Origin of the sequence: Rhodococcus sp. NPDC127593 (assembly GCF_042671975.1) — a bacterium.
GTDB lineage: Bacteria > Actinomycetota > Actinomycetes > Mycobacteriales > Mycobacteriaceae > Rhodococcus_F.
The window spans coordinates 53,744-69,241 of record NZ_JBHXWI010000010.1 but is presented as its reverse complement, the minus strand read 5'-3'; the positions used below and the strand labels follow the sequence as shown (position 1 = coordinate 69,241).

At 66.4% G+C, this 15,498-nt stretch carries 16 protein-coding genes and 2 tRNA genes; 10 read left to right on the top strand and 8 right to left on the bottom strand.

What is annotated here, in order from left to right:
• Positions 1–14: 14 nt before the first annotated feature.
• Genes ACFVJ3_RS11370 through ACFVJ3_RS11355 form a run of 4 tightly spaced genes read right to left on the bottom strand, consistent with a single transcriptional unit; the run spans position 15 to position 2,905 of the window.
• Positions 15–308, bottom strand: a complete 294-nt coding sequence (locus ACFVJ3_RS11370) for a hypothetical protein (protein WP_378452140.1) — start codon at positions 306–308, stop codon at positions 15–17.
• Between the two features lie 59 nt (positions 309–367).
• Positions 368–577, bottom strand: a complete 210-nt coding sequence (locus ACFVJ3_RS11365; RefSeq protein WP_378452139.1) for a hypothetical protein — start codon at positions 575–577, stop codon at positions 368–370.
• Positions 578–589: 12 nt separating this feature from the next.
• The gene (locus ACFVJ3_RS11360) at positions 590–1,762 is read right to left on the bottom strand and encodes a fatty acid desaturase family protein (protein ID WP_378452138.1); all 1,173 of its coding nucleotides are present in this window, start codon (positions 1,760–1,762) and stop codon (positions 590–592) included.
• A gap of 33 nt (positions 1,763–1,795) precedes the next feature.
• Positions 1,796–2,905 carry a ferredoxin reductase gene (locus ACFVJ3_RS11355; RefSeq protein ID WP_378452137.1) on the bottom strand — a complete coding sequence of 370 codons (1,110 nt, stop codon included), beginning with the start codon at positions 2,903–2,905 and terminating at the stop codon, positions 1,796–1,798.
• A 118-nt stretch (positions 2,906–3,023) separates the two neighbouring features.
• Here ACFVJ3_RS11355 and ACFVJ3_RS11350 point away from each other — a divergent pair, with 118 nt between their 5' ends.
• The 3 genes from ACFVJ3_RS11350 to ACFVJ3_RS11340 all read left to right on the top strand — a co-directional run bounded on the left by ACFVJ3_RS11350 (position 3,024) and on the right by ACFVJ3_RS11340 (position 5,265).
• Positions 3,024–3,731: a TetR family transcriptional regulator gene (locus ACFVJ3_RS11350; protein WP_378452136.1), complete on the top strand. Its 708-nt coding sequence runs from the start codon at positions 3,024–3,026 to the stop codon at positions 3,729–3,731.
• Positions 3,732–3,757: 26 nt separating this feature from the next.
• Complete coding sequence (locus tag ACFVJ3_RS11345; RefSeq protein WP_378452135.1) at positions 3,758–4,609, top strand: alpha/beta fold hydrolase; 852 nt, start codon at positions 3,758–3,760, stop codon at positions 4,607–4,609.
• A gap of 77 nt (positions 4,610–4,686) precedes the next feature.
• Entirely contained in the window at positions 4,687–5,265 is a 579-nt protein-coding gene (locus tag ACFVJ3_RS11340; protein ID WP_378452134.1) for a DUF4203 domain-containing protein, read from the top strand.
• On the opposite strand, the gene ACFVJ3_RS11335 is transcribed toward ACFVJ3_RS11340, so the two are convergent.
• Entirely contained in the window at positions 5,262–6,587 is a 1,326-nt protein-coding gene (locus tag ACFVJ3_RS11335; protein WP_378452133.1) for an MFS transporter, read from the bottom strand. The genes ACFVJ3_RS11340 and ACFVJ3_RS11335 overlap by 4 nt on opposite strands.
• Before the next feature lie 126 nt (positions 6,588–6,713).
• On the opposite strand from ACFVJ3_RS11335, the gene ACFVJ3_RS11330 reads away from it, so the two are divergent.
• From ACFVJ3_RS11330 to cmrA, 3 genes are read left to right on the top strand one after another with little or no spacing between them, the layout of a single operon-like run.
• On the top strand, positions 6,714–7,247 hold the full coding sequence (locus tag ACFVJ3_RS11330) for a PadR family transcriptional regulator (protein ID WP_378452132.1): 534 nt from the start codon (positions 6,714–6,716) through the stop codon (positions 7,245–7,247).
• 13 nt (positions 7,248–7,260) lie between these two features.
• Positions 7,261–9,285 carry an FAD-dependent oxidoreductase gene (locus ACFVJ3_RS11325; RefSeq protein ID WP_378452131.1) on the top strand — a complete coding sequence of 675 codons (2,025 nt, stop codon included), beginning with the start codon at positions 7,261–7,263 and terminating at the stop codon, positions 9,283–9,285.
• An 18-nt stretch (positions 9,286–9,303) separates the two neighbouring features.
• Positions 9,304–10,107, top strand: a complete 804-nt coding sequence (cmrA, locus tag ACFVJ3_RS11320) for a mycolate reductase (RefSeq protein WP_378452130.1) — start codon at positions 9,304–9,306, stop codon at positions 10,105–10,107.
• Between the two features lie 20 nt (positions 10,108–10,127).
• Here the strand turns inward: cmrA and ACFVJ3_RS11315 are convergent, their stop codons facing one another.
• Entirely contained in the window at positions 10,128–11,870 is a 1,743-nt protein-coding gene (locus tag ACFVJ3_RS11315) for a helicase HerA-like domain-containing protein (protein ID WP_378452129.1), read from the bottom strand.
• 85 nt (positions 11,871–11,955) lie between these two features.
• Between ACFVJ3_RS11315 and orn the strand changes: the two genes are divergently transcribed.
• Positions 11,956–12,555 carry an oligoribonuclease gene (gene orn, locus ACFVJ3_RS11310; RefSeq protein WP_378452258.1) on the top strand — a complete coding sequence of 200 codons (600 nt, stop codon included), beginning with the start codon at positions 11,956–11,958 and terminating at the stop codon, positions 12,553–12,555.
• 86 nt (positions 12,556–12,641) lie between these two features.
• Positions 12,642–12,717, top strand: a tRNA-His gene (locus ACFVJ3_RS11305).
• A 62-nt stretch (positions 12,718–12,779) separates the two neighbouring features.
• On the opposite strand, the gene ACFVJ3_RS11300 is transcribed toward ACFVJ3_RS11305, so the two are convergent.
• On the bottom strand, positions 12,780–14,015 hold the full coding sequence (locus tag ACFVJ3_RS11300) for an Ig-like domain-containing protein (RefSeq protein ID WP_378452128.1): 1,236 nt from the start codon (positions 14,013–14,015) through the stop codon (positions 12,780–12,782).
• Between the two features lie 289 nt (positions 14,016–14,304).
• Between ACFVJ3_RS11300 and ACFVJ3_RS11295 the strand changes: the two genes are divergently transcribed.
• A tRNA-Lys gene (locus ACFVJ3_RS11295) sits at positions 14,305–14,377 on the top strand.
• A gap of 154 nt (positions 14,378–14,531) precedes the next feature.
• Here the strand turns inward: ACFVJ3_RS11295 and ACFVJ3_RS11290 are convergent.
• The gene (locus ACFVJ3_RS11290; protein WP_378452127.1) at positions 14,532–14,753 is read right to left on the bottom strand and encodes a DUF3618 domain-containing protein; all 222 of its coding nucleotides are present in this window, start codon (positions 14,751–14,753) and stop codon (positions 14,532–14,534) included.
• 161 nt (positions 14,754–14,914) lie between these two features.
• Between ACFVJ3_RS11290 and bcp the strand changes: the two genes are divergently transcribed.
• Positions 14,915–15,388 carry a thioredoxin-dependent thiol peroxidase gene (bcp, locus tag ACFVJ3_RS11285; protein ID WP_378452126.1) on the top strand — a complete coding sequence of 158 codons (474 nt, stop codon included), beginning with the start codon at positions 14,915–14,917 and terminating at the stop codon, positions 15,386–15,388.
• Positions 15,389–15,498 lie beyond the last annotated feature (110 nt).

Genomic DNA, 15,498 nt, shown 5'->3' with positions numbered 1-15,498 from the left:
ACAGCGCGATCGCGTCAGCTCACCTGGCACTGCGTCTGACCCCACTCGACCCAGCACATCTGCTTGACGTCGGGCCTCGGGTTCTTGGTCGGCAGGGGCTGCGAACAGCCGGTCTCGCAGATCGGCTTGGCCGACGCCATGCCTGCGGCACCGGTCAGCGAAATAGCAAGGGCCGCAATGCCGGCGAGGGCGATGCGCGCCGTGGTGGAGATCGTGGTGGGGACATGGGTTCCTTCCGGGGGGCGGTTGTCGTGCTGCAACCAGCATCGGCCGGAGCCCTGTCCGCAGAAAGGCCGCCGAGGGTGCATCGAACACATCCTCGGCGGCCGCATCTCTTACCCTGGGTCGATACGCCCGGTCGCTTTACTCAGTCGACCGGCTCGTCCTCGCCCTCGTCGTCGCGGGCCTTCTTCGCGGCCTCGCGCATCTCGATACCGTCGGACACCCAGTCACCGATCTCCCGGGTGACGTCCCGGACGGCGCCCGCGATTATCGTCGCGATCTGGCCCACGTGCGTGGCCGCGGACTCCGTCAGTTCCTGCACGGTGTCCTTGCGCCGCTCGAACTTCCCCACCATGTGTTTCGCCTCTCAGGCTGCAGTCTTCTGCCGCTCGACGATAACACCGGGACGCGTGTCGGACGAGATGAGACCGGGAGGCAGTGCGAGCTTGAAGATCTTCCCCCACACGGAGCCGATCTGCTTGAAGAAGCCACCGGTGTTGTAGGGCAGCCCGTGCTTCTCGCACAGAGCCTTCACGACGGGGGCCATCTCCGGGTACCGGTGGGCGGGCAGGTCCGGGAACAGGTGGTGCTCGATCTGGTGCGACAGGTTGCCCGACATGATGTGGAACAGCGGGCTCCCCTCGATGTTCGCGCTGCCGAGCATCTGCCGGACGTACCACTCCCCGCGGGTTTCCTCCGCGGTCTCGTCCTCGGTGAAACTCTGCACACCGGTGGGGAAATGGCCGCAGAAGATGATGGAGTACGCCCACACGTTGCGGATCAGGTTGGCGGTCACGTTGCCGAGCAGTGTGGGGACGAACAGCGGCCCGGTGAGCGCCGGGAAGATCGCGTAGTCCTTGAGCACCTGCCTGCCCGCCTTGCGCCACCAGCCGCTCAGCAGCGGCTTGACATCGTTCCACTTCCGCTTGCCCTGGATCACGTTCTCCGCTTCCAGGTCGTGCATCATGACGCCCCACTCGAACAGCATCATCAGGACGAAGGCGTACACCGGGTTCCCCAGGTAGTAGGGGTTCCACTTCTGCGCCTCGTCGATCCGCAGGATGCCGTAGCCGATGTCCCGGTCCCGGCCGAGGATGTTGGTGTACGTGTGGTGCATGTAGTTGTGGGAATGCTTCCACTGATCACCGGGGCAGACGTTGTCCCACTCGAACACGCGTGAGTTCAGGTTCGGTTCACGCATCCAGTCGTACTGGCCGTGCATGACGTTGTGCCCGATCTCCATGTTGTCGAGAATCTTCGACACACCGAGAGCCCCGACCCCGGCGATCCAGGCCGGTGGGAAGAAGCCGAGGTACATCAAACCGCGGCCGGCGACCTCGAATCCCCTCTGCGCCTTGATGATCTTGTAGATATATTCGCGATCCTCGGCGCCGAGGTTCGCAACCGTCCGGTCGCGGAGGGCGTCCAGTTCCCGGCCGATCTCTTCGACCTGGTCGTGACTGAGCACCACCGGGGCGTCGTTGCGGGAACCGTCGGAGCCGTCGACGAACGGGAGGAACGAGAGTGAGAGTCCAAACATGCCGGTCTCCAAACGTTGAATGTCGAGTGAAAGTCAGATGTCGAGGGCGACGTCGCCCACCGGAACCGAGACGCACAGCTGGATCGCCTTGTCCGGATCGGTGTCGGTGTCGCCGGTGCGGACGTTCTTGGTGCACCCCGACTTCTTCACCGTGGTGCAGGAGAAGCAGATGCCCATCCGGCACCCGTACTCGGGATGGAGCCCGGCGGCCTCCGCCTGTTCGAGCAGCGTCGCTCCGGAATTGTCCGCAGTGACACCGCTGGCAGTGAAGGACACCTCGCCACCGGCCTCACCCTCCGCCGGGGCTGCGGCGGGAGCGAATTCCTCGGTGTGCAGTCGGTCCTCGATGCCGAGTTCGCGGTACACCTCCCGAACGCCACGCATCAGTCCGGGTGGGCCGCACAGGAAGGTTTCGGCGTCCGCGTACCAGGGCGCCACCGCGTCGAGGTGCTCCTGGCCGAAGAACCCGTGGAGATGGCCGCCGGTCTCCTGATCGGTGTACGCCAGTACGAGGGAGACGTTGGCGTTCGCGTCCGCGAGTGCGCGCAACTCGTTCAGGTACGCGACGTCGTTTTCGGTGTACGCGTAGTGCAGAAAAGTGATGCTTCCGAAGTGCTGCTCGTCGACGAGGGTGCGCAGCATCGACAGAACCGGGGTGATTCCGCTGCCTCCGCTCACCAGCAGGAGCCGGCGCGGGCGAGGAGACGGAAGGGTGAATTCGCCCGCCGCCTGTGACAGATCGAGCACGAGACCGGGGCTCGCGTGCGCGTGCAGGTACTGCGAGACCAGACCCTCGGGATGCGCCTTGATCGTCAGCTCGACGAGCCCGTCGGTGGACGCCTGTGCATTGGCCGGCGAGTAGCACCGGGTGTGCCGAACCCCGTCGATCACGACGCCGACCTGCACGAACTGCCCCGCACGGAATCCGCGCCACTGACGGGTGGGGCGCAGCGTGAGGGTAACGGTGTCGGCGGTGGACCGCTGGACCTCGACTACTTCGGCACGCAGGTCGCGCACGGTGACCATGGGAGTGACGAGCTCGAGGTAGCGGTCGAGCTGGTGCGGAGTGGCCATCGCCTCGAACAACGACAGCAGCGAGAACCTGCGTCCCTCCGCCGGACGACTGGTGTGAGCAACTGACACGTCAGCCTCCTCCATTTGAGTGCACGGTTGTACACTGACAATAGTGTGACAGAGGGGGACAGGAAGTTGTCAATCAGAATGTGACCGCACGCACACTCGAGGCAGGGATCGGATACGCATGCCGGATGACGACTACGAGCACCCGGAGATGACGGGTGTCGGCACCCCCACGAATACACTCACTGCCGTGAGTCAGTCGACCGGCGCCGAACCGGAGAGCAGGGCAGCCCGCAAGGAGCGCACGAGGAAGGCCCTTCTCGACGGCACTCTCGAACTCATGGCCGACCGCAGCTTCGCCGGCGTGAGCCTGCGCGAGATCGCCCGCACCGCGGGAATCGTGCCCACCGCGTTCTACCGCCACTTCGCGTCCATCGAGGAGCTCGGCGTGGTGCTCGTCGAGGAGGGCATGCGAATTCTGCGGCAGATGCTCCGCGACGCCCGGCGCACCCCGAGCACCAAAAGCGCAGGCGCATCCCTCGACATCCTCGTGCGGCAGGTCCGCACCCACGAGGCGCAGTTCCGGTTCCTCAGCCGCGAACGCTACGGCGGCGTCCCGGAAATTCGCCGGGCGATCGCGACCGAGATGAAACTGTTCGTCAGCGAACTCACGGTGGATCTGTCCCGCATCGAGGGTCTGCAGACCTGGGACCACGACGACCTGGAGATGGCGGCAGACCTGATCGTGTCCACCATGTTCGCCGTCGTCGTCGATCTGCTCGAGGCCGATCGTCCCGGAAGCAGAAGCGAGGCCGAGGTGGTCGCGCGCGCCGAACGGCAACTGCGCCTGATCATGCTCGGCATGAGCGGGTGGAATCCCGGAACGTAGTCGCGCTCTCGCCGTACGGTGGGGGCATGTCGACTCTCCTCGAGCACACCCACGTCCCGGTAGGTCCGCTCACCTTCGACGTCACGGTCGGTGGCCCGACCGACGGCGTCCCCGTCGTTCTGCTGCACGGGTTTCCGGAGAGCGCCGCGTCCTGGGAACCCGTCAGCGCCCTGCTGAACGAGTCCGGTCTGCGGACGTACGCGCCGAACCAGCGCGGATACTCGCCGGGTGCGCGACCCGACGGAGTCGACTCCTACCGGATCGACCACCTCGTCGCGGACGTGATCGGGCTCCTCGACGCACTCGGCCTCGACTCGGCGCATCTCGTCGGGCACGACTGGGGAGCCGCCGTGGCGTGGGTCGTCGCCGCTCGGCACCCCGACCGGATCACCTCGCTCACCACCGTGTCGGTGCCACATCCCGGCGCGTTCGGCTGGGCGTTGCGCGAGGACGCCGATCAGAAGGAACGCTCCTCCTACATCCGCCTCCTGAGGATGGAAGGCAAGGCCGAGCGGGTCCTCCTCGACGACAACGCGCAGGCGCTGCGCGCGATGTTCGGTGACGTCGTCGCGCCGGCGCTCGTCGACCGGCACGTCGCGCTGCTCAGTGAACCGGCAGCTCTGACCGCCGCGCTGAACTGGTACCGCGCCATGACGAGCGACTTCGAGCAGACGCCTGTCGTCACCGTTCCCACGACCTACGTCTGGAGCACCGGCGACATCGCACTGGGTCGTGCGGCAGCCGAGCGATGCGGCGAGTTCGTCGATGCGCCGTACGAATTCGTCGTGCTCGACGATGCCACGCACTGGATTCCGGAGCAGCGCCCAGGCGCCCTGGCCGACGCAATCCTCACGCGCACCGGAACCACACCGAACTGAAATCCGCTGTTCCCCTCGACGGGGCGTCCGTTCTGGTTTGATGGCACTACTCGTCTCGTGCACCCTGGGAGGGCACCATGAGTGGCATCGCAATCCTTCTGGTCGGCGCCGTTCTGTGCTTCGCCGGTGTCGGTTCACTGCACGTCGCCGTTCTCGCCTCCGGATTCGGCCTCGGCTGGCTCGTGTCCGACCTGCTGTCGCTGTCACTCGGGACGACGTTCCTGGTCGCGGCGATCGGTGCGGTCGTGGTGTGGGCGGCCACCACTCTGATCTTCAAGTTCGCCGCATTCTTCATCGGGATCATCGCCGGCGCGGTGATCGGAGCGAAGCTCAGTCGTGTTCTGCAACCGGATGACGCCAGCTGGATCCTCAGCGGAATCGTGATCGTCGCGCTCGCCGTCGCCTGCGGTTTCATCGCCGACCGGTACCGAGCCCGGGCACTGCTGTGGCTCACCGCACTCGGCGGCGCCAGCTTGGTGCTGACCGGGCTCGGCCTGGCCATCCCCCCGCTGCGTTTCTTGGAGGATCCGAACGAGGGCACCCAGCAGTTCTTCGCCACGCTGATCTGGATCGTCGTGGCGGCGGCGGGCTGGCTGACACAGCGGCGGCTGTTCCCGGACAAGCTCCGGATCGACGACAATCGCGCGCGGCGCTAGTCGCGCTCGGGCGCCTTCACCACCGTCAGCGCGGCGAGCCCGATCGCGAGCACGATCACCAGTCCGATGATCCCCGCCCGATCCGCCGCGAACCACCAGGCGAACAATCCGAACAGGGTGGGCGAGAGGAACGACACCGCGCGACCGGTGGTCGCGTACAGACCGAACATCTGCCCCTCCCGGCCGGGCGGTGTGATCCGGGCCAGGAACGTGCGCGCCGACGACTGCGCGGGACCGACGAACAGGCACAGCAGCAGTCCGAAGATCCAGAACATGGCCGGTCCCGAGACGGCCGTCAGGACCACACCGACGACGATCATCGCGATCAGCGACGTCATGATCACGGTCTTCGGGCCGATCCGGTCGTCGAACCGGCCGGCGGTGAGCGCACCGAGCGCGGAGACGACGTTGGCCGCGACGCCGAACAGCAGCACGTCACCCGCGCTGATGCCGTAGACGTTGACGGCGAGGACGGCGCCGAACGTGAAGACACCGGCCAGTCCGTCGCGGAACAACGCACTCGCCACCAGGAAGTAGACGGTGCGCCGGTCGGCGGCCCAGAGGTCGCGTAGATCACGCCACAGCACCCGGTAGGACTCGACAAAGCCGGCCTTGTCCGCACCTGGATCCGCGTGCGGGCGGGGTAGCTCGGGGACCTTCAGCAACACGGGAATCGCGAAGACCGCGAACCAAACGGCGGCGAGCAGCGCGACCATCCGGATGTTCAGACCGCCGTCCGTCGTGAGCCCGAGGAATCCCCGATTGTCTCCGTCACCGGCAATGAATCCGAAGTAGCACAGCAGCAGGAGCACGATCCCACCGAAATAGCCCATCGCCCAGCCGAACCCGGACACCCGGCCGATGTTCGCCGGCGTCGACACCTGCCTGAGCATCGCGTTGTACGGGACGCCGGCCAGTTCGAAGATCACCGAACCCGCGGCCAGCAGCACCAGCCCGAGCCACAGGTATTGATACGAGTCGCGGACGAAGAACATCGCCGCCATGCACCCGACCGTCGCGAACGTGAGGACGCCGAGCGCCCACTTGCGTCGTCCGGCGGCGTCGAATCGCTGACCGGTGACGGGGGCGAGCACGGCGATGAGGAAACCGGCGATTCCGAGCGACCATCCCAGCCACGTGCTCGCGGAGATCGACCCCGGCAGGTCCTCCCCTACCGCGTCCGTCAGGTACACGGAGAACACGAACGTGAGGATCACGGCGTTGAAGGCCGCCGAACCCCAGTCCCACAATCCCCACGCGACAACCTGTCTGCGCGTCGCGGCCTCGCCGATCCCGGCCGGCGGACGAACGTCGGTGCTCATGCCCGCGAGCCTATGCGAGCGAACGGGGAGTTCGTGCGGTCTGACGCTACGAGCGTCCCGCTCGGAAGGAAGGACTTAGTGTGCACTCAGTTGCATACGCACCTCGTTGCATACATACTTCTGTTCGTGGCACTCGAACATGCGCTCCTCGTCTCCCTGACCGAGCACTCCGGCTCGGGCTACGAATTGGCGCGCCGGTTCGACAAGTCCATCGGCTTCTTCCAGAGCGCCACCCACCAGCAGATCTACCGCGTCCTCAAACGCATGGACGAGTCCGGATGGGTCGACGCCGAGGTCGTGGCGCAGGATGGCCGACCCGACAAGAAGGTGTACCGGGTCGGCGCGGCCGGGCGCGCGGAACTCGAGCGCTGGATCGCCGAACCGACCGAGCCGAACCACCTGCGCAACGAGCTGGCAGTGAAGATCCGCGCCGCTCAGCACGGTGACATCGCCGCACTCACGGCCGAGGTCGGTCGCCACCGCGACGGCCACGCCGCCCGGCTCGAGGTCTACCGCATGATCGAAAAACGTGACTTTCCCGCACCGGACCAGCTCTCCGGGGCCGCCCTGCACCAGTACCTCGTCCTGCGCGGCGGAATCCGCGTCGAAGAGGGATTCGCCGACTGGTGTCAAGAAGTACTCGACGCGCTCGCACAGTAAGGACACGCCGCCAGTGACACAGTTCCCTCAGCTCCTCACACCCCTCGACCTCGGTTTCACGACACTGAAGAACCGCGTGCTCATGGGTTCCATCCACACCGGCCTGGAGGATCGCGCCAAGGACGTTCCCCGTCTGACGGAGTACTTCGCCGAGCGTGCGCGCGGAGGTGTCGCACTGATCGTCACCGGCGGATACGCACCCAACCGGACGGGCTGGCTGCTGCCGTTCGGCGCCAAGCTCACCAACCGTATCGAGGCCCGCAGGCACCGCGCGATCACGAAGGCGGTGCACGACGAGGGCGGCAAGATCGCCCTGCAGATCCTGCACGCCGGCCGGTACAGCTACCAGCCGTTCAGTGTCTCGGCCTCGTCCATCAAGGCCCCGATCAACCCGTTCCGGCCCCGCAAACTCACCGGCCGCGGCGTGCGCTGGCAGATCCGCAACTTCGTCCGCTGCGCCCGGCTCGCGCAGCAGGCGAACTACGACGGCGTCGAGATCATGGGCGGCGAGGGCTACTTCATCAACCAGTTCCTGTGCGAGCGCACCAACAAGCGCACCGACAAGTGGGGCGGCACTCCCGAGAACCGCAGACGGATGGCCGTCGAGATCGTCCGCCGCACTCGTCAGGCGGTGGGCCCCAACTTCATCATCATCTTCCGACTGTCCATGGCCGACCTCGTCGAGGGCGGTCAGACGTGGGACGAGATCGTCTCGCTGGCACAGGAAGTGGAGGCCGCGGGCGCGACCATCATCAACACCGACATCGGCTGGCACGAATCCCGTGTCCCCACGATCGTGACGTCGGTGCCGCGGGCCGCGTTCGCCGACATCACCGGCAAGCTCGAGAAGCACGTGAGCATCCCCGTGGCCGCGTCGAACCGGATCAACATGCCGGAGGTCGCCGAGGAAATCCTGACCCGCGGTGACGCACAGCTGATCTCGATGGCGCGCCCGATGCTCGCCGATCCCGACTGGGTGCGGAAAGCCGAGGCGGGCACCCCCGACGAGATCAACACGTGCATCGCGTGCAACCAGGCCTGCCTCGACCACGCCTTCGTGCGCAAGCACGTGTCGTGCCTGCTGAATCCTCGTGCTGGCCGGGAAACGGAACTGACGCTCTCGCCCACCCGGACCGCGAAGCGTGTCGCCGTCGTCGGCGCCGGACCCGCGGGACTGTCGGCGGCACTGGGCCTGGCACAGCGCGGCCACTCGGTGACCCTGTTCGAGGCGGATTCGGAGATCGGCGGCCAGTTCGGCATCGCCCGCAAGATCCCCGGCAAGGAGGAGTTCGCGGAAACGATCCGCTACTACAACCGCCAGCTTCCGCTCGCGGGTGTGGACGTCCGGCTCGACAGCCGCGTCACCGCGACCGACCTGGTCGGCGAGTACGACGAGGTGATCGTCGCGACCGGGGTGACGCCGCGCGTTCCGTCCATTCCGGGTATCGACCACCCGAAGGTGCTCACGTATCCGGAGGTCGTGCGGGGCGGCAAGCCCGTCGGGCAGTCGGTCGCGGTGATCGGAGCCGGCGGGATCGGCGTCGACGTCAGCGAGTTCCTCACCCACGAGCACTCCCCGACGCTCGACCTGAAGGAGTGGAAGCAGGAGTGGGGTGTCACCGAACCCGAAGCGGCAGCGGGCGCCCTCACCACACCCATTCCCGAGCCGTCGCCGCGTGAGGTGTACCTGCTGCAGCGCAAGAGCGGCCGGATCGGCGCCGGCCTCGCGAAGACCACGGGCTGGGTTCACCGGGCAGCGCTGAAGAACAAGGGCGTGCAGGAACTGTCCGGGGTCAACTACGAGCGTATCGACGACGACGGCCTGCACATCACATTCGGCGCCAAACGCGAGAAGCCCCGCACCCTCGCCGTCGACAACGTCGTGATCTGCGCAGGTCAGGAATCGGTGCGTGACCTCGTCGACGAACTGACGGTCGCCGGCGTCACCACCCACGTCATCGGCGGCGCCGACGTCGCAGCCGAACTCGACGCCAAACGTGCCATCGAGCAGGGCACCCGGCTCGCGGCCCGCATCTGACGCACTACGCTGCTGACTGTGAGCTTGCCGAACCCCACTCCCCGTGCCCGCGCCGTCGTGACCGGCGCCTCGTCCGGAATCGGCGAGGCGCTGGCCACCGATCTCGCCTCCCGGGGACACTCCCTTATCCTCGTCGCGCGCCGCGGCGAGGTGATGGAGTCACTCGCCGGGACCCTGCGTGACGAGTACGGCGTCGAGGTCGACGTGCGCGCGTGCGATCTGTCGGATCGCGACGCGCGGGCCACCCTCGTCACCGAACTCGCCGGACGTGAGATCAGCGTCCTGTGCAACAACGCGGGCATCGCCACGTTCGGGCCCGTCGCCGGACTCGATCCCGCATACGAACGGGCACAGGTAGAACTCAACGCCGTTGCCGTGCACGACCTCACACTCGCGGTGTTGCCCGGGATGCTCGAACGCAAATCCGGCGCCATCCTCATGGTCGGCTCTGCGGCAGGCAACATGCCCATCCCCCACAACGCCACCTACGCGGCCAGCAAGGCGTTCGTCAACACCTTCTCCGAGTCGCTGCGCGGCGAACTCAAGGGGACGGGAGTGAACGTCACCCTGCTCGCGCCCGGCCCGGTCCGCACCGAGGAGCCCGATCCGGCGGACGCATCGATCGTGGACAGGCTGGTGCCCGACTTCCTGTGGATCTCCAGCGAATACACCGCCAAGGTGTCGCTCGACGGTCTGGCAGACAACAAGATGCGCGTCGTGCCCGGCATCATCAGCAAGGCGATGTCCGTTGCCGGGCAGTACACCCCGCGCGCGGTGGTCGCCCCGATCGTCGGAACGTTCTACAAGAAGCTGGGCAGCTAGACACTGGCGTGCAGCGGGTTTCACCGCCTGCGACGTTTGCCCGTCCCGAAGATGCTGCGGGAGATCTCGCGGCCGGCGGCCGATGCGGCCGAGCGGAGGAAGCTCTTCACCGCGGAGTTCCCGAGAATCTGCTCGGCCATGTTCGGCCCCTCCGGCTGCGGCTGCGGCGGCGGCGGTGGCGGCAGGTCAGGCAGCCGGGGCAGGTCGAGGCCCGGTTCCGTGGCCGGCGCTCCGGCAACCTTGGCTGTCAGCTTCTCGTACGCCGATTCCCGGTCGACGGTCTGCCCGTACTTCGCCGACAGCGGGCTCGACGACGCCGCGGCCGTGATCGCGTCGGTGCCGATGGTGTCCATCAGCGAGCGGGGAGGCCGAATCCTCGTCCACGCCACCGGCGTCGGCGCGCCCCGTTCCGACAGGACCGTGACGATCGCCTCGCCGATACCCAGTGAGGTGAGAGCTTTCTCGAGATCGTAGTTCTCGGTGGTCGGGTACGTCCGTACCGTTTTCGTCAGCGCCTTCTGGTCGTCGGGGGTGAAAGCGCGCAGCGCGTGCTGGATCCGCGCGCCGAGCTGCGACAGCACCGCATTCGGGACGTCCGTCGGCAACTGGGTGCAGAAGAAGACCCCCACCCCCTTGGAGCGGATGAGCTTCACGGTCTGTTCCACCTGCTGCAGGAACGCCTTCGACGCGTCCGCGAAGAGCAGGTGCGCCTCGTCGAAGATGAAGACGAGCTTGGGTTTCTCGAGATCGCCTTCCTCGGGCAACGTCTGGAACAGGTCGGCCAGCACCCACATCAGGAAGGTGGAGAACAACGCCGGACGCGCGGCCTGGGAGCCCAACTCGAACAACGTGATCACACCCTTGCCGTCGTTCACCCGGAGCAAGTCCTCGGTCTCGAGCTCGGGCTCCCCGAAGAACGTGTCGCCGCCATCGGCTTCGAGATTGACGAGGGCCCTGAGGATCACACCGGCGGTCGCCGGGGACACGCCGCCGATGCCCTTCAGATCGGCTTTGCCCTCGTCGCTGGTGAGATGAGCGATGACCGATCGCAGATCCAACAGGTCGAGCAGCGCGAGCCCCTGAACGTCGGCCCAGTGGAAGATCAGCCCCAGCGTGGACTCCTGAGTCTCGTTGAGCCCGAGGACCTTGGCGAGCAGGATCGGCCCGAACGCCGTGATGGTCGCGCGGACGGGAATGCCCAGACCCTCCGTTCCCAGCGAGAGGAATTCGACCGGGGACCCCGCCGGCCGCCACTCGTCGTCACCCGTCTCGGACGCTCGGGCGGTGATCTTGTCGCCCGCCTCACCCGGCTGTGACAGGCCCGACAGGTCGCCCTTCACGTCGGCCATCACCACGGGAACCCCTGCAGCCGACAACTGCTCGGCAATACCCTGCAGCGTCTTCGTCTTTCCCGTCCCGGTGGCGCCGGCGACGAGACCGTGCCGGTTGACCGTCGCGAGAGGGAAACGCACCCGGGCCGACCGATCCACGGCGCCGTCGAGAACCACGGTCCCCAGCTCCAGAGCCGCACCCTCCGACGAGTATCCGGCGGCGATGTCCGCGGCGGCGCCGGAGGGGGCCGCGACGCCTGCGGGAGCACGGTTCTCCGCAGCCTCCGCGTCCCGGGCTTCCTGCTCCGCCGTCTCTGCCGCTGCCGCGGCCTCCGCCGCGATCCTGGCAGCTTCGGCGGCTGCCGCCCTCGCCGCCGCCGCCCTTTCCGCCGGAGTCGAGGTCGCGCCGCCGTCCTGCGATTGCTGGGTCATCCAAGCCCTCCTCGGATCACGCACGTCGGGAGAAAGTGTCCACCGCAGACCTTATCCCGTCACTCACGTGACTACTGTGTTCCTGGTGCAGGACAAACTTGTGTGGATCGACTGTGAAATGACCGGGCTCCGGCTCGGCACCGACAAGCTGATCGAGATCGCAGCTCTGGTCACGGACAGCGAGCTGAACGTGCTCGGTGAGGGTGTCGACATCGTCATCCACGCCGACGACGACGCGCTCGCGGCCATGCCCGACGTGGTGACCAAGATGCACGAGAACTCGGGGCTGACAGACGAGGTCCGGAAGTCCACGGTCACGCTCGCCGAGGCCGAGCAGCAGGTGCTCGCCTACATCCGCGAGCATGTGCCGGTCGCCGGGACGGCACCGCTCGCCGGCAACTCCATCGCGACCGACCGCGGATTCATCGCCCGCGACATGCCGGACCTCGACACCTACCTGCACTACCGGATGATCGACGTCAGCTCCATCAAGGAACTGTGCCGCCGGTGGTACCCGCGGATCTACTTCGGTCAGCCCGAAAAGGGCCTCGCCCACCGTGCCCTTGCGGACATCAAAGAGTCGATCCGGGAACTGAAGTACTACCGGAAGACAGCGTTCGTGGCCGAACCAGGGCCGTCTACCAGCGACATCACCGCAGTCGTCGAGGAACTCGGACACGCCTGAGATACCGATTGGCGTTTTGCGCATCGAACGCGCTAATATCTTCCTCGCCGAAGTTACTGCCCTCGGGCGGTGACAGAAGCGCAATGGTGGGTGTAGTTCAGCTGGTAGAGCACCAGGTTGTGATCCTGGGTGTCGCGGGTTCGAGTCCCGTCACTCACCCCACACGGAAAGCCCCCGGCCTCGGCCGGGGGCTTTCCTCTTTGCGATTGGTCTGACGCCCGCTGTCAGGCGTTGGCGTTGCCGGCCTTCCAGACATCCCATGGGATGTTCCAGTCCCCGAGGCCGTCCGTGCCCGACAGCGTGCCGCCCAGCGTGTTCTCGACGATCACGATGTCGCCGCGCTTCGTGTTGTCGTACACCCACTTCGCGTTGGACGGACTGAGGTTCAGGCAGCCGTGGCTCGCATTCGAGTAGCCCTGCTGCCCCACCGACCACGGCGCCGAGTGGAAGAAGATGCCGCTGTAGGACATTCGCGTGGCCCAGTCGACGGGAGTCTTGTATCCCTGCGGGGAGTTGACCGGCACGCCGTAAGTGGACGAGTCCATGACGAGGTTCGCGAACCGGTCGCCGATGATGTAGACGCCGTTATCGGTGGGTGTGTCGTCCTTACCCATCGACGTGGGCATCGTCATGATCACTTCGCCGTTGCGCTCGAACGTCACCTGTTTGGTGTTATCGTCCGCCGTCGCGATCACGGCGTCGCCGATGGTGAAGGCCGTGTGGACGTCCTCCTGGCCGTACAGTCCGTCACCGAGATCACGGCCGTACACGGCGACCTTGACGTCCACGGCGGTGCCGGGTGCCCAGTAGTTCTGCGGACGCCATCGCACCTCACGGTTGTTCACCCAGTAGAAGGCGCCCTCGACCGGCGGATTGGTCGTGACCGTGATGCCGGCCTCGGCGGCCTTGCGGTCGGGGATGTTCTCGTCGAACTGGACCGCGATCGGCTGACCGATTCCCACCACGTCGCCCTCGGACGGCATGACGTACGGCTTGGTGACGTTGCCGGGCGCGCTGGTGGTGAACGCGGATGTCGAGGTTGTGCCACCACCCAGGCCGTTCGCCTTCACCTCGAGCCGGTATTCCTTGTCGTAGCCCAGCGGCTCCGTGTTGACCCAGGACAACCCGTCGGGGGCGATGGCGCCGTCGACCGGCACGCCCTCCGGGTTGAACATGGTGACCGCCGCCAGCGTGCCGTCGGCCACCGTCACCGTCACCGGTTGCCCGGGCGAGAACCCCACCGCACCATCGACGGCCGACGCCGTCAGCTTCGGCTTGATGAGTTCGGTGACCGGATTGGAATCGATCGGCGCCTCACCTTCCGTGACGCTGTCTGCACCGGAGACGGTGCACCCTGCGATCGACACTGCGAATACGAGTGATGCCGCCACAATCGTCGCCGTCTTCGAGACGGATCTCACCGATTGCGCACGCATGCGCCCGCCACGCCCCACACCCATGGATAACCCCACTTCACGTCCTCGCTCCGAATACACGTTCAAGCCGGCACGTCCCTCGCCTTCGCAAGACGAATCAGCACGTCGAGACCGTGTGGTCTCCAATGATGCCAGCCACTGGAGACCGGTTCCGACCAAGCGCCGAGCCGCTCAATAACGTTCGAATATCAATCGTGACCAGCGGCGCTCTTGTTACTCCCCACCGTCCGAATCGGGTCGCCACGGGCAGTCGCCACCAGGCGATTTGCATTCCCGAGAAGCGACCCGCTAATGTTCTGTCTCGCAAGAGCGAGCGCCTATAGCTCAGTTGGTAGAGCAAGTGACTCTTAATCACTGGGTCCGGGGTTCGAGTCCCTGTGGGCGCACTTGCACGAAGGCCCCCATCCTCTCACGAGGATGGGGGCCTTTCTCGTGTCACGATCTCAACGCACCGGGCGGGCGGTCAGATGACGAACGGGCCGCCGGAACGTGAAGTCACTACGAACTTCACATCCGACGGCCCGTTCCCACGACGGTCGTTCAGCGCAACGCTCTGCGGAGCACCAGGAGCCCTGCCACCGCACCCACGGCGATCAGTCCGTACTTGACCGCCGGCTCGTTCAGCTTCGCGATCAGCGTGCGCTTCGTGTTCTCCACGAGACGCTTCGGGTTGGTGCGGACCGTCAATTCGTCGAGAGTGCTCGCGAGCTGACTACGCGCGTTCTCGATCTCACGCTCGATGCTCTCGGTGTCCCTGGGCACGTGTCCTCCAACTTGTTCGACTTGTTCGATCAGCGAGAGCGACGCTACCGCGACGATCCCACACTTGCGTCAACCGTAGACGAGAACTCCCGACCTGCGACTTGGTCTCCCCCAATCACGCTTCGGGCCACGTCCACCCCTTCCCGGTAGCCTGACTTCTCGTGACCGACAACAACAGACTCGCCCCCGGAGACACCGCACCCGCCTTCACGCTGCCCGACGCCGACGGCAACGACGTGTCGCTCGCCGACTACCGCGGCCGCAAGGTCGTCGTGTACTTCTACCCGGCGGCGAGCACGCCGGGCTGCACCAAACAGGCCTGCGACTTCCGCGACAGCCTCGCCGACCTGAACGGCGCAGGCCTGGACGTGATCGGCATCTCGCCCGACAAGCCGGCGAAGCTGGCCAAATTCCGTGAAAACGAGGAACTGACGTTCCCCCTCCTGTCCGATCCCGACAAGGCCACACTCGAGGCCTGGGGCGCGTTCGGCGAGAAGAAGATGTACGGCAAGACGGTGCAGGGTGTCATCCGCTCCACATTCCTCGTCGACGAGGACGGGAAGATCGAAGTGGCCCAGTACAACGTCCGCGCCACCGGCCACGTCGCGAAACTGCGGCGGGATTTGTCCGTCTGATCGGCGCGACGGGCGGCTGCGTGTCGTCAGCCGCCCGTTGATCCATCGATACGGTAAACGGCGCGACGAGTCTCCGCGCCCAGGTGAAACCCGACGCGTCACCGGGAGGG

Coding starts and splice junctions, on each gene's coding strand:
- ACFVJ3_RS11370 (WP_378452140.1), bottom strand. CDS start 308: ATGCACCCTCGGCGGCCTTTCTGCGGACAGGGCTCCGGCCGATGCTGG.
- ACFVJ3_RS11365 (WP_378452139.1), bottom strand. CDS start 577: ATGGTGGGGAAGTTCGAGCGGCGCAAGGACACCGTGCAGGAACTGACG.
- ACFVJ3_RS11360 (WP_378452138.1), bottom strand. CDS start 1,762: ATGTTTGGACTCTCACTCTCGTTCCTCCCGTTCGTCGACGGCTCCGAC.
- ACFVJ3_RS11350 (WP_378452136.1), top strand. CDS start 3,024: ATGCCGGATGACGACTACGAGCACCCGGAGATGACGGGTGTCGGCACC.
- ACFVJ3_RS11345 (WP_378452135.1), top strand. CDS start 3,758: ATGTCGACTCTCCTCGAGCACACCCACGTCCCGGTAGGTCCGCTCACC.
- ACFVJ3_RS11340 (WP_378452134.1), top strand. CDS start 4,687: ATGAGTGGCATCGCAATCCTTCTGGTCGGCGCCGTTCTGTGCTTCGCC.
- ACFVJ3_RS11335 (WP_378452133.1), bottom strand. CDS start 6,587: ATGAGCACCGACGTTCGTCCGCCGGCCGGGATCGGCGAGGCCGCGACG.
- ACFVJ3_RS11315 (WP_378452129.1), bottom strand. CDS start 11,870: ATGACCCAGCAATCGCAGGACGGCGGCGCGACCTCGACTCCGGCGGAA.
- ACFVJ3_RS11300 (WP_378452128.1), bottom strand. CDS start 14,015: ATGGGTGTGGGGCGTGGCGGGCGCATGCGTGCGCAATCGGTGAGATCC.